Here is a 14043-nt window from a genome sequence, read left to right as displayed (position 1 = left end):
GGGAGTGCGGGAGGAAAATGGGTGACTTACTGGGGTGATTGACTGTGCTCGGCCCCTGGGCTGCCATTGTTGCGGTCATCCAGGGTGAGCGGATTAGCTATGGCGGGGGCCCTGGCCAGGGGGCGGGGTGAGGGTTGAGCGATAGGTGCCGGACTCGCCCTCGGTGAGAGGCGTCTCCAACGTCAGGCCAGCGGCGGCCATGCGGTCGTACTCGGCGAGGATTAGTTCCTTGGTGCGGTAGGTGCCGTATTCTGCTTCGTCTTTGCGTTTCACAATGGGGAACGTGTCGAGAATGTAGGACGTCTCGTCGCGGCTGACGCCGTAAAGGTGAAAGAAGAGGGCGTCGAGTTCGGCGCGGATAACGGCTCGTCGGGCTTCGTCCCAACGGAAGGGGGTTCCGGTGTCGGTCAGGTCCCGTGCAAAGGGTGCCATATCTTCTGCAGTATAGGAGAGCTCGAGCACGCGGGGGGTGATCAGCGCTGCGTGACGAATTACCTGGCTCGGACTCAGGAGGGGTAGCTGCTCGAATTGGAAGAAGTTCAGATTGGTACCTCCAAGCTTCTGGCGTAGTACATAGTCGAGGATTAGCGCGGTGGTGTTGCAATATAGCAATTCCGGGAAGTTTGTTTTGCCCGGAATCAAGAGGTTTGCAGAGTCGCCGAACCCCCCAATGGGAGATGCAAAGGTGATCCCGGTGCGTTCGTCTGTGGCTCGGCAAATTTTACGGAATCCAAGTAGCCATTGGCGAGTCCAGCCCTTACTGCCGAGGCGAGATGTGACCCCCGGGTCCATGACCGCCCGGCCGTCCGCGTTGATCTTCCCTGTGGGGGTGTCGTTCTCTGGCACCCAGTAACGCGGCAGTGGGAAAGTGTGCGATTCCTGCTTCTCGCCCAGGCTGATGTCCTGCACGGAGTCGTCATCCGTGTAAGTGGCCCAGCGATGATCGTAGTGGTGGAGCATTTTCGCTTCATAAAGCGGCAGGAGTCGCTCATTGCCGCGTACGAGAATATTTCCGTCTAGGTGCCAGCCATGCCTCAGCATATCATCGAGGGTCTCGCCATTCTGGGCGGAAGGGCGAAAAAGATGCGAGTCACTGGTCATATTAAAAAGACCCTGCATGAAGCTTGCGCCCCAAGGATTTCCGTCTTCTTCCTTCTTCTCGTTGACGAATACTGCGATTCTCCGATAAATGCCGATGGTGATCTCCGCGTCTCGGCGAGACCGAAAAATCGGACAAGTTCCAGTATTAGGATTAAGAAGGATGATCTCTTCTGGTTTGAGGGGGAAAGTCTTATCTGGGTCGACCAACTCGGCGGGGTCATGCAGGAAGAAACCGAAGCGGGCGGCTAGTTCAGGGACTTGAGGGCCGGTCAGGGAGAGTATGCAGAACTTCATGCGGGAATCGACGGCAGGGAAAATGGCGCTGCGGTTCTCGAAGTCGAAAAGCGCTGCGAGATTCTTTCGCCGAATCAAGTCCTTGAAGAAGAATTGTGTCGTCGCGTCCGTCGCGATTCCGGTCGGCAGGATAAGGCCAATGCGCCCGCGCGGCGCTCCAAGGCGCCGATCCTGTTCTGCGAAAACAGCATCAGTTTTGATTCGCCCTCGACCGCAAAGGGGATAAAGCCCGGAAGTGCTAGCGAAGTGCCGAGTTCCGTCGATCTCGCGCTTGGCGTCCTGGTACATGCGATAGAGAACTGAGTTGTCAGTGATGAGTCGGGCGACAAGTTTCTTTCGGCGGGCTCCAGCCGCCTCAGCGATCTCCGGAGACCGGGCGGCAAAGAACTCCTGTTCTTTGAGCTCAAGGTGCTCCCACGGCGGGTTACCAACCACCGCGTCGAACCCGCCGGCCCAACCCGTCCCCGGCTGCACGCCCGCCCCCGATTCCGGGACCGAGAAGACCTCCGGGTACTCCAAGTGCCAGTGGAAGAACCGGTACTGGTCCCGCAGCCGCAGAATCTCGGCGTGCGTGGCATCCGGCGCAGCCGACTGGTCACGGCCGCGCAGCGCGCGGAAGACCTGGTCCGTCGGGGCCTCTGGGGCGCCCGGCTGCTTGGGCCAGACGAACGCCGCGCACCAGGCGTCCGCCGCGTGCAGGTCCTGGACGTACGCGCTCGACTCGACGTACGCGCGGTACTCGCGTTCCTGCGCGTGGACGTCCTCCAGGCGGTCCGCGCGGGCGGCGGTGATGCGGCTCAGCGCGGCGGCGTAAGCGTCGTTGCCCGGCAGCGGCTCGGTGTCGAACAGCAGCTCGTCCTGGCCGCTGCGCTGCTTCTTGTTGCGCTTGACCAGACCGGCCGCGTACTTCCTGTCGTCGCCCTCGATCGGCTTGAACGCGTCGTCCGGCACGCCGCCCGCCAGCAGCTTTGGCGTCGCGCCGATCAGCCCGTTGCCGTGCTTCACGTGCGCGTCCAGGAAGCCCAGCGGCTTGCCCGGCTCAAGGGCCTCCAGCCACAGCGAGACCTTCGCCAGATCCACCGCCATCGGGTTGAGGTCAACGCCGTAGACGCAGCGCGCGACCACCTCGTGCAGCGCGTGCCGCACCGCGTCCACCGTCGGCTCCGGGTTGCGCTCCCGCACCGACGCCACCCGCTTGGCGATACGGCGGGCCGACGCGACCAGGAAGTGGCCCGAGCCGCACGCCGGGTCGCAGACCGTCAGGGAGAGCAGCTCGTTGACGATGTCGTCGGCGGGGTCCGGGCGGCCCGCCTCCGCCGCGCGCTCGCCGCCGCGCTTGACCGCGTCGTCGATCACCGGGTCGAGCGTGGTGTCCAGCAAGCACTCGATGAGCGACGACGGCGTGTAGTAACTGCCCGTCGTCTTCCGGCTGTTGCCCGCCACCTCGATCAGCTCGAACGAGCGGTCCGTCGCGGAGTGCTTCGGCTCCAGTTCGAGCAGGGACTCGTAGACCGAGCCCAGCTCCTCCGCGTCCAGGTGGCGGTAGTCGACCGAGCGCCAGCGGCGCGCGCCCGCGTCGCGTACCTGCGCCAGGTGGCGCACGGCGGTCAGCAGCGCCTCGTTGGACAGCTTCAGGCCGTCCAGCGGCGCGTCGGCCCCGGTCGTGGAGAACAGGCCGCCCAGGCCGGGCAGGGCGAGCTCCGGGCGGCCGCCCTCCGTCCCCAGGGCATCGAGGACGATGCGCAGCGCCGCGTACTGGTCGCCGTGGGCCGTGCCCTGGCGGCGGCGTGCGCGTTCGCGCAGCCTCGCCGAGGAGAAGTAGCGCTCGTACGCCTCGCGCTGCCGCTTGTCGGCGTCCGGGTCGAGCAGGGCGTCGCGGTCCTCGGCGACGAAGACGAACAGCAGGCGGTAGACGAGCCGGAGGAGCGCGTCCTTGAGGGCCTTCGGGTCGGTGTTCTCGCGCAGTGCGCCGTTGTCCGGGTGGCGCAGGAAGCCGGTGCCGAGTGCGGTGAGCGCGTTCTGCACGCCCAGGCGGAGCTGGTCCAGGGCGCGGGCGCCCGACGTGACGGCCTCGGCGCGCCACTTCTCCAGCCAGCACCCCGACGCCGCCGCCCCTTCCGGGACCTGGAAGCGCGACGCGTGCAGCACGCAGTACAGCAGCACGAACTCGCTGAACAGCTCGCCGTCGAAGAGGGCCTCCAGGTCGAACTCGACGTAGGCGGCCGTCGCGAACGACGACGAGTCGCGCAGCAGGCGCAGGCGGCGGCCGTTGGTGAGGACCGCCCACAGGTGGGCCTCCGTGCGGTTGAGGCAGTCCTGGAGCATGGACTGCGCGGGGACCTGGCCCGCGGCCGGGCGCTTGTCGAGCTCCTGGTTCCAGGGGATCAGGTGGACCAGGGCCGCCCCGTGCCGGTGGGAGACCGGGAACGCTTTGTCAGGGTCGGAGTCGGCGGGGATGCCCGCCGGGCCGACCTCGGTGAGCGCGCCGAAGTCCAGCTTGCGGAAGAGCTGGGCGAGCCAGTCGGTGCCGGCCCGGCCCGTGGGGTCGGCGGCGGGCGCACCCGTCGCCGGGTCGGCGGGCAGGGCGGCGCGCAGGTCGCGCCAGAGCGGCTTGAGGTACTCCCAGGCGCGCTCGGCCTCGTCACGCACCGGGACCGACGCGGGCAGGCCGTAGTCGGCGGGCTTGGTGCCCGGCAGGTTCCGCGCCTCGGCGATGCGCAGCAGCATGTCGGCGGGGAGCAGCCCGCCCACCGGGGTGACGGCGGTGAAGGCCAGGGCGGTGCGGGTGGCGGCGGGCATCAGGCTTCGGCTCCGGAGGCGGTAGAGACGGGGGCTGAGGTGGTGGCGGCGGCGGGTTGCTGCGGCAGGTAGACGTACACGCCGAGGATGTCGGCGGGCTCCTGGGGGACGACCTTCAGGCCGCGGACGATCTCCTCGTTCGCCTTGCGTACCCGGCGGTGCGACGCGTCGAGTTCGGCGGCCAGTTCCGTGCCGTATGCGGTGAGGTGCTCGGCGAGGTCGAGCAGGCCGTCCAGGGCGCGGGTGATCTGGTTGCGTGCGAGCTGCTCGTGCGTGTTGGCGGTGGCGCGGGCCGCGAGGAGGGCGGCTGCCGCGCCGTCGTCCAGCCAGCGGGCGCGCGACGGGGTGCCCTCGTAGGCCAGCAGTCGTGCGTCCTCCGCGACGAGCTGCCGCTCGCCCGTGCGGGAGGGCAGGGTGAGGTGGAAGCGGTAGCGGACCAGCAGGAGCGTGGTGCGGATGGCGACCGCGTCCGTGGTCACCACGCCGCAGCGGCGGGCCGGGCGGGGGCCGGGGGAGTCGGCGTCGAGCGCCGAGTCGAGGACGTAGGAGGCGATCGCGCCGACCGCCGGGTCCGTGCGTACCAGCGCGGCCTCGCCGCGGCCGATCGCCGGGTTGGCTCGGAACGGGATCTCGCGGTCCTCCTCGACGAGCCGGCCGCCGAGGGTGGCGGCGAGCGCGTCGCGCAGCCCGGCCGGGGTGCCGCCGACCTGGGCGGTGAAGTCGCCGCTGCCGTCGCGCGGGTCGCGTACCAGCGCGTCCAGGTCGCGCAGCGCCTCCAGGGCGAATCCGCGCACCTCGCCGGCGCCGCCGAGAGCCTCGCGTACGGCGGCGACCTCGCGGGCCACCTCCTCCGGGTGGATCGCGCGCTGGGCGTACTTGGAGCGCGACGTCTTCTCCCGTTCGGCCGCCGAGCTCCACTCGCGCTCGATCCGGTCGAACGACTCCTGATGGCCTTCGAGTTCGAACAGGGACTCCTGGCTGCCCTGCCGTCCGTGCAGCAGCAGCCACTCCACCACGGCGTCGGTCACGCCGGACGCCGTCTCGTCGGGCACGGAGACGGAAATGCCGAGGTCCTTGAGGATCTGCCGGTGCTTGGCGAACAGCACCTCAAGGACCTTGCCGTCGATGCCGTTGTCCTCGCCGAACATGGTGATGACGCGTACCTGGTCGCGCTTTTGCCCGTAGCGGTCGACGCGGCCCTCGCGCTGGTCGTGGCGGGTCGGGTTCCAGGCCAGGTCATAGTGGACGACGGCGTCGAAGTGGTGCTGGAGGTTGACGCCCTCGGAGAGGCAGTCGGTGGCGATCAGCACCCGGCGCACGGCCTGGTCCCCGGCCTCCTCGGCCGACGCGGCGCCGAGCTGCTCGACGCGCTCCAGGCGCTGCTGCGGGGAGAGCGTGCCGGTCACGGCGGCGATCTTCGTCTTCTTGCCGAGCTTGCCGTCGAGCTGCGCAAGCAGGTACTCGGCGGTCGGGATGTAGCGGCAGAAGACGATCGGATGGTAGCCGTCGGCGATCAGGCCCTTGAGGTGCCGGGTGAGCGCCTTCAGCTTGGCGTCCTGCGCGGGACCGGTGAGCTGCCCGGCCCGCTCGGCGAGTTCGAGCAGCCGGGCGCCCGCGTCCTCGCTCTCGGCGGCGCCGGGAGCCACGTCCATGCCCTCAAGGCGGTCGTTGTCCGCGGAGTCGGCCGCCACCGGGGCGCCCAGCACGTCCGCCTCGTGCGCGGTGCGTGCGGCGGCCGACTCGGAACGGGTCTTCAGCGTCTGCGCGGCGGCAGCGGGAGAGGAGACCATCGAACGCAGCAGTGCGATCACCGACCACCAGGCGATACGCGCCTCCCGCCCGCCCTGCTCCCCGGCCGCGTGCACACGGTCCCTGGCGTAGGCGATGGCGTCGTCGAGCAGCGCGCGGTAGGCGGGCGTCAGCTTGTACGGCTCGTCCTTCGTCCACCGGTCGGAGGGGAAGGCCGTGCGCTCGGCCAGGGAGTCATCGGCGAGGCCGTCCTCCCTGGTCAGATAGGAGCGGACATCGGCGCGCTTGCGGGCCACGAAGTGCTCGGCGAGCCTGGCGCGGCCCGCCGGGGCCTCCAGGTCGAGCGTCGCGAGCTCCGGCCGGATGAGGCCGAGCAAATTGCGGAAGGCGGACTCCTTGCCGGAGTGCGGGGTCGCGGTCAGCAGCAGCAGGTGGCGGTCGGTGTCGGCGGCGACCTTGCGCAGCAGCTCGTAGCGGAGCTGGTGCGTCGAGGACGACGCCTGGCCCCGCGCGTCGTCGGCGGCGACGCAGGTGTGCGCCTCGTCGACGATCACGAGATCGGGGCAGTTCTTGACGAAGTCCTCGCGGTGGCGGGTCGACTTGATGAAGTCCGTCGAGATGATGGTGAACGGATGCCTGTCGAACAGCGACTGGCCCAGCTCAAGGGCGCGCTCGAGGCGGGACACCGTGGAGGCCAGCACGAGTTCGGCGTCGATGCCGAACTTCTCCCGCAGTTCGCCCTGCCACTGCTCGGCCAGCGCCGGGGCGCACAGCACGGCCAGCCTGGTCGCCTCGCCCTGCGCGAGCAGCTCCTTCGCGATGAGGCCCGCCTCGACCGTCTTGCCGATGCCGACGTCGTCCGAGATCAGCAGCCGCACGGTGCGCTGCCGCAGCGCCATCAGCAGCGGGACGAGCTGGTAGGCGCGGGGTTCCACGGCGATCGACGCGAGCGAGCGGAACGGGCCCGCGCCCGACCGGAACCCGACGCGCAGCGCGGTGCGCAGCAGGCCCGCCGCGCCCTGGTCGCCGAGGTCGGCAGGGCTCGGCGCGGCGAACTCGGCGGGGCGCACGTCCTCGAACGCGGGGAACACGGCCGCGATGTCGTCCTCGCTCCCGCCCAGCGGGCGCAGCACCAGCATGTCGGCCGCGCTCTCGGGCAGCACGACCCACTCGCGGCCGCGCGCGGCGACCAGTGAACCGGCTGTGTACGTGAGGCTCATGGGATCTCTCGGTTCCTGTCAACGAGTGTGGAAGTAGGCGGCGTTGAGGTCGGCGATGGCGTCCCAGTCGGCGTCCGCGGGAAAGCGCAGGACGTCCCAGCCTGCGTCCTCCAGACGGTAGCCCGCGTCGATGTCGCGGGTGGAGTCGGCCGGATGGCCGGGCACGTCGACGAACACGGCGAGATTCGCGCCCTCCAGGCGGAAGACGAGGTCGGGCCGCGCCGCCGCGCCCGGCACCAGGGCGCGGACCTCGTCCGGCATCCGGTAGCCCTTCGCCCTGAGCCAGCCGAGCAGGTCGCCACCCGCGACGAGGGCCGCCAGGTCGGCCTCCAGCGGGGTGGGCGACGAGGGCAGCGCGTCGTCGGGCGCGGGCTTCGCGTCGCCGGGCGCGGCCTCCGACCCGCCCGGCGCGGCGCTCACGCCTTCCGCGCCGGAGGCCGCGCCGCCGGCGGCCGGGGCGGCCAGCCTGCGGAACTGCTCGCTGCGAGACTCGCCGCGCTCCTCCGGTTCGGTGCGGGCCCCGGCCAGCCGCATCAGGAGCGGCCTGGCGGCATGACGGCTCAGCCGCCGGTGGTGCGTCTGGTTGGCGTACGTGAGCAGGCAGGCGTAGCAGCCGCGTGCACACTTCTCGCCGCCTTCGGGGCCGTGCTGGTCCTCGCCCGTCACGGGGTCGAAGTGGCAGATCTCCAGCGCTGCCCGGGCGGCCGCCGCGAGCGCGTCCTTGTCGTGCTGGATGCGGCGCAGCACACCCGCGCCGCCCTCGGCCGCCTCCGTGAAGAGCATGCGGTCGCGCGGGCCGTCGTCCGGGGGCAGCAGCTCCGCCGTCAGCTCGGAGTCCTCCAGCTCGAACGCCGCCTCGATGCCCCGCTCCATGGCGTACAGGAACGACCAGGCGACCGGCTCGGGCTGCGGCTCGTCCAGCGTGACCACGAGGACGTTGCGGCGGTCCTCCACGTACGGCAGCACCCGCTTCTTGCGGCGCCGCTCGTTGCCGTCCTCGTCGACCACCGGCATGCCGGTGCCCTCGATGGCGTCGGCGGCGGCCCGGTCGTTGAGCCAGCGGCCGTCGCCCAGGTCGAGCCAGTAGCCGTCGGGCTCGCCCTGCTTGTCGCGGACGCGGCCGAGATTGGTAATGCGGACCGTCGCCGAGTCCCCGTAGTCCAGGTCGAGCACGGCGGCGCCACCGCTGTCGGCGACGTGCGAGGTGAGGCGCCCCTTGCGGGCGCCGTGGTCCTGGAACGCGTACGACGTCTCCAGCCGGAAGCCCGCGCGGCGGCGCTCCTCCTCGTCCGAGGAGATCCGCTCGCGCGGCGTCGTGTACACGGTGTGCAGGTGCAGCAGGCCGGTGCGCTTCCCGCTCAGCGACCTGCCGCACATCGCGCAGATGTCGGTGCCGGCCCGCACGTCGTGGTGGTAGCCGCAGCCGTCGCAGCGCCGCGCCTCCGCCGTCGCCAGGTCGCCCGAGGCGTCGGGCGGCAGCTGGACGCGGGTGACTTGGTACCGGGCGCCCTCGTGGTAGATGAGTGCGCCGGGGCCGAACTCGCGGATCGCGAGGAACCGGGGCCGCTGTAGGTAGTCGCCGTCGGCGTTGCGGCGGTTGCCGGCGCGCGGGATGTACGCGGCGAGCGGCAGCCGGGGGAAGCTGTAGCCGGGCAGGAACCCCTCGGACGCCAGATAGCGGTACGGATTGAAGTCGCTCATCACCGACTTGCTGTCGGTCGAGCGGTTCAGCAGCAGGTTCGTCTGCGTCTCCGCCTCGCGGCGGCGCGAGCGGGCCCGGCCCTGCTCTCCCGGGGACAGGGTGTGGTCGACGACGCGCTTGTTCTGCTCGTACTGGTCGATGACGGCCGCGCGGAACAGGTCGCGCCACCGTTCGAAGGAGGCGTCGAACTTCCCCGGTGCCCGCTCGATCCGGTCCTCGATCCACTCGTCGTACCACCAGGTGGTGGCCTCGAAGTCCGTGATCAGCGGCGCGAGTACGGTGCGAGCGGCGGCGATCGCGCGCCTGCGTGCGCCCTCGTCGTGGGACAGATCGAGGATGTGGGGCATCAGCGGCAGCGCCATGTGCGGGTCGGGGCGGTCGCCGGCGTCGGGATCGTACGCGACATCCACGACGTCCGGGATCGCGGAGCCCAGCTTCATGCCGGTCTCGGCCAGCCAGATGCCCTGCAGGTGCGACCTGACCAGGTCCTCGTTGGCGAGGTCCAGGCGTGGCGGCGCCACCTGCCCCGACACCATGTCCTGGGAGCGCCGGAAGTAGTACTGGTCGTGGCTGTTGCCCGTCGCGCAGTACGTGGTCACCAGCGCGGGCTGGCCCGAGCGGCCCGCACGGCCCGAGCGCTGCGCGTAATTCGCGGGTGTCGGCGGCACGTTGCGCATCAGCACGGCGTTGAGCGAGGAGATGTCCACGCCCAGCTCCATCGTCGGAGAGCAGTACAGCAAGGGAAGCCGGGCGTCACGGAACTGCGCCTCGCGCTCCAGCCGGTCCTCAGGCGTCACTTGCGCGGTGTGCTCGCGTGCGAACAGGCCGGCCAGATCGGACGCCGCCGCCTTGTAGAGGTCGCGGAAGAACGGGTTGACGCGCGGCCCCTCGCCGCTGCTGTAGGTGCGCGCCAACGGATCGACCACGCCACGCTCGCCGTCCCCGGCCCGCCAGATCAGCGCGGCCGCCGACACCCGGTAGCCGGTGCGCTTGTCGGCCGCGCGGCGGCGGAAGGCGGGCCCCGAGCGCTCGGGCGCCACCTCGACCTCGTGCACCAGGCCCTTGTCCGTCAGCACCCTCAGCAGGCCCTCGATGACGGCCTGGACGTCATCCAGGGGCAGTTGGCGCAGGTCGGGGATGTTGCGGCGCAGGTACTTGCCGAACTTTCCGCGCGCCGAGAGGAACAGCGCGGAGCGCTCCATGCCCGGCCGCGAGCCGTACGGGTAGGCGGTACCGACCGCCGGCCGGTCGCCCTCGCCCAGCACCCACGGGCCGGTCAGACGCTCCTCGCTCGCCCGCTGCAGCGTGTCGAAGTCGTCACGGAAGAACTGCACGTCGATGGCGAGAGCCCGCCGCATGTGGTCGAGCAGCGCCCCGGCGACCTCCTCGCGCAGGGCGGGATCGGCGCTGCGCAGCACGGCGTGGGTGCCGCCCCAGCAGTCTTCCTTCTCGGCGATCCAGCGCAGGTCCTCGTAGTCGATCCGCAGCAGCCCCGTCTGCTCCAGGTTCGGCATCGTGATCCGCCAGCCGCGCTCCAGGTCGCGGTAGAGGCGGTAGCCGACGACGTCACGGAACGCCTTCGCCGCCCGCCGCTCCATCGACGGCGCGAGGTCGGCCCCGGCTGCGAAGTCGCGCGACGACAGCCCCATCACATCGGTGACGGCCTCGGCGAGGTCATCGTGGTGCAGCCCCTCGTCGCCCGCCCGCAGCGCCGCCTGGTACAGGGCGCCGCGCAACTGCGTCACCTGCGCGAAGTCGTTGAAGTGGCCGGCCTGCAGCGACGCGTCCTGCCGGTTGTCGACGAACGTCAGGAGCTTGCGCGCCTCCTTGCCCAGGCTCTCGGCGGGCACCGCCCGCAGGGACTTCACGATCGACGCGGAGATCAGCGAGGTGGCCGACGAACGCCCCTCCTGGTCCAGGGTGGCCAGCTTGGCGAAGTCCCGGCCGCGCGTCTGCTCGTACGAGACCTGGCAGTGCAGGCAGAACAGGAACGGCGCCGGGACGAACGCCGCCACCAGCCCCTCGCCCGACTCGCCGCCGTGCGGATCCACCACGACACGCTTCGGCAGCCGTGGCCGGTAGGACTTCTTGACGACGCTCACGCCCTGCGCGTCCGCCTCCAGCCACGACTCAGGCAGCCGACGGTCGTCGACGGCGTTCTGCGGATCGGCCGGCCACTCGTAGTCCTCACCCGGCACGCCCACGTACAGGTAGCCCTCGCCGTCGCGCCCACCCGAGGCCGAGGTGTCCCGGCGCGGCTCGTAGCGGAAGGCACCGCCCTCCTCGGTGCGCCAGACGGTCAGGTACTCCTGGCCGCACTCACGGCAGAACGCGAGCGGATAGAGCGGCTTCCCGCCGCTGTCCGGCTGCTCCAGCTGGTAGGTGCGCGTCAGCGGCCGGGTGAGCGGATCGTCCAGCGTCGTGTAGACGGTGTCGCCCTTGGACAGGAACTGGTGCAGCCGGAACGCGAACAACGGCCGCTCGGTGACCGGGTGCTTCGCCTGCGCGCCCGCCTCAAGAGTCGCGCGGATCGCCTCGCCCACGACGGGCTCGGGCACCCCTGACTGCTCCGCCAGGGCCGCCGCCGCCTTCTCGACCGTACCGGGCGGGCAGCGGCGGAAACGCCCCGTGCCGTCCTCGCGCTCCAGGCCGAAGCGGGACTCCACCCAGCGGGCCAGCGGGTCCTTCGTGAGGGCGTCGTACGAGCGGGGGGCCGCCGGCACCCGCAGCCGCTCGGCGGGCACGGCAGCCGGCGCCTCCTCCGTCGCACGCACCAGGGTCTCGCCGATGACCCGCTTCGGCAGCAGTGTCGTACCGAACAGCCGGCCGGCGACCCTGGCCACCTCGCGCTGCTGGTCCTCCCACGAACCCTCGGTCGACATGGTCGCCGAAGTGCCGATGCACTGGAGGGTCGCCGAGGCCCGGCACGCCTCGCGCAGACGGCGGATCAGGAACGCCACGTCCGCGCCCTGCCGGCCCCGGTAGGTGTGCAACTCGTCGAAGACGAGGAACTGCAGGCCCTCGGCCATGCGGATCAGGCTGGAGCGGTCGTCAGGACGCGTCAGCATCAACTCCAGCATCACGTAGTTGGTCAGCAGGATGTCCGGCGGGTTCTTGCGCAGCTCCCGGCGCCGCTCGTCCGACTCCTGGCCGGTGTAGCGGGCGAAGGTCACCGGCTCGCGTCCCGCACCGAAGCCGTGACGCAGGTACTTCTCCAGCTCGCCCAGCTGGGAGTTGGCGAGCGCGTTCATGGGATAGACGACGATCGCCCGCACCCGGCCCCCGGCGCTCGCGCCGGCCGCCTCACGCTCCTTCAGCACGCGGTCCACGATGGGGACGATGTACGCCAGCGACTTGCCGGAACCGGTGCCCGTGGTCAGCACGTACGAGTCGCCGGCCCGCGCGGCCTCGATCGCCTGCCGCTGGTGGAGGTGGAACGTCAGCGGCCTGCCGTCGGGGCGCGGCGAGGCCTCCCTCTTGCCGGCCTGGAAGATCTCCGCGCACCTGGGGTGCAGCAAACCGTCCCGCACGAGGTCGGTGACCTGGCCGCCGTCGGCGAAGAACGGATTCAGCGACAGCCACGGGTCAGGCCACTGCGACTTGGCCGCCAGGTCGTCCTCGACGAAGCCCGCGATCCGGGCGTCGCGCACCACCGTGGCGCTCTTGGTGAAGCTCTCGTACTCGCTGATCAGGTCGGCGTGGATGCCGAAGACGTCCATCGACTCGGGCAGGCGCGGCTGCTTGCGCGGCACGGGCGCCGGGGCGGCCTGCACGGGCTCGGGCAGCAGGGCGCGCAGCCGTGCCACCGGGTCCATCGCCCGCCAGTGCGGGGCGAGCAGGGCGACGCTGTCGTCCGGCGCGAGCGCGAGCGGCAGCAGCGCCTCACGGACCATGGCAGCGTTCTCCGGGCGCAGTTCGCTGTCCTTCTCGAGCAGGCGGTCCACGAGACGTACCAACTCGGCGGGCAGGTCCGGGCGCACGAGGGTCAGCAGCGGCGGCCGCTCGTGCTGGTGCTGCTCCGAGAGCTCGTAGGGCGTCCTGGCGGAGAAGGGCGGCCGCCCGATCAGCAGCTCGTACAGGATGCAGCCGAGCGCGTAGAGATCGGCCGAGGCGGAGACCCGTTCGGCGCGGAACTGCTCGGGCGCCATGTAGCGCGCCGTGCCGACACTGACCCCTGTGCTGGTCAAACGTGTCTGGTCGGGATCGTCGACGACGGACCCCATGCCGAAGTCGAGGACCTTGACGGTGCCGTCCCGGGTCAGCATCACGTTGGCCGGCTTCAGGTCGCGGTGGACGACCCCGGCGGTGTGCGCGGCCGTCAGTCCGGCGGCGATCTGGGCACCGATCGCGGCCACCCAGGAGACCGGGAGCTGGGGTTCCTCGTCGATGAGGTCCGCGAGCGGGTGACCGTCGAGCAACTCCATGGCGAGGTAGGGCAGACCGCTGCCGCCCGAGGTCCCGTCCACGCCGCCGTCGATCAGCAGCGTGAGATTCGGGTGGCCCTGCGAGAGCATGCGCATGATCCGCACCTCGCGGCGGAAGCGCGCGACCTCCTTGCCCGAGTCCGACGCGTCGACCGCGACACCCGTCCGGCCCCGCAGCACGGTCTTGACCGCGACCTCACGGTGCGGGGAGTCCGGAGCGGCCTGGAGGTCCTCCGCCCGGTGCACCTCGCCCATGTTGCCGCGCCCCACGAGCCCCGTGATCCGGAACCGTCCGCCGACCGTGTCAAGGCCCACTGGCCCTCCCCGCTTCACCCGTCAGGTCAAGGTGCGTAGATTGTGTGTGGAGCGTACACCATTCGCCTGTTAATTGGTCTCCAATCTGTGCGTTGACGGCGTCAACGCACATCCTCGTGAGACCTGCCTGCCGACGGGCGCCGAACGCCGCACGTCGACGGTGGTGCCGCTTCCGGACAGTCGACTCCCGGTGCTTTTCCACCTCTTGACGATCAGATGGGAGCGCCCATAACGTCTTGAGACGCACCAGACGGCATAGCGTGACCGCTCGATTACCGGAGTTGGTTGGAGATGGCGGGAAAGAAGGCGATTCGCCGAGATCGGCGAACGGGCGCGTCGGTCGCCTGCCGCCTCGTCGTTCTCGCGACGTGCGGGCCGCGCAGGTGACGCGCTCGGTGGTCCCCAATCGGCGAACCGGCGGCGACAGCGTTGCTGACAA

3 protein-coding genes are annotated in these 14043 nt (G+C 70.5%); all 3 read right to left on the bottom strand.

The window, feature by feature from the left end; translation table 11 throughout:
* Positions 1-93: 93 nt before the first annotated feature.
* From JFN87_RS04970 to JFN87_RS04960, 3 genes are read right to left on the bottom strand one after another with little or no spacing between them, the layout of a single operon-like run.
* Positions 94-4194: an Eco57I restriction-modification methylase domain-containing protein gene (locus JFN87_RS04970; RefSeq protein ID WP_209338640.1), complete on the bottom strand. Its 4101-nt coding sequence runs from the start codon at positions 4192-4194 to the stop codon at positions 94-96.
* Positions 4194-7163 carry a DEAD/DEAH box helicase gene (locus JFN87_RS04965; RefSeq protein WP_209338639.1) on the bottom strand — a complete coding sequence of 990 codons (2970 nt, stop codon included), beginning with the start codon at positions 7161-7163 and terminating at the stop codon, positions 4194-4196. Before JFN87_RS04965 ends, JFN87_RS04970 begins: the two co-directional genes overlap by 1 nt.
* 18 nt (positions 7164-7181) lie before the next feature.
* Positions 7182-13604 (bottom strand): protein kinase domain-containing protein, encoded by a 6423-nt coding sequence (locus tag JFN87_RS04960; protein ID WP_209338638.1) that lies wholly within the window; start codon positions 13602-13604, stop codon positions 7182-7184.
* Between the last annotated feature and the right edge of the window lie 439 nt (positions 13605-14043).

This window comes from Streptomyces montanisoli (assembly GCF_017813245.1).
Lineage (GTDB): Bacteria > Actinomycetota > Actinomycetes > Streptomycetales > Streptomycetaceae > Streptomyces > Streptomyces montanisoli.
Note: the sequence above shows the minus strand (reverse complement) of the source record. Positions and strands in the feature narration are given on the sequence as shown.

Bases quoted from the DNA above. Each gene is read 5' to 3' on its own strand.
- JFN87_RS04970 (WP_209338640.1), bottom strand. From the start codon at position 4,194: ATGCCCGCCGCCACCCGCACCGCCCTGGCCTTCACCGCCGTCACCCCG.
- JFN87_RS04965 (WP_209338639.1), bottom strand. From the start codon at position 7,163: ATGAGCCTCACGTACACAGCCGGTTCACTGGTCGCCGCGCGCGGCCGC.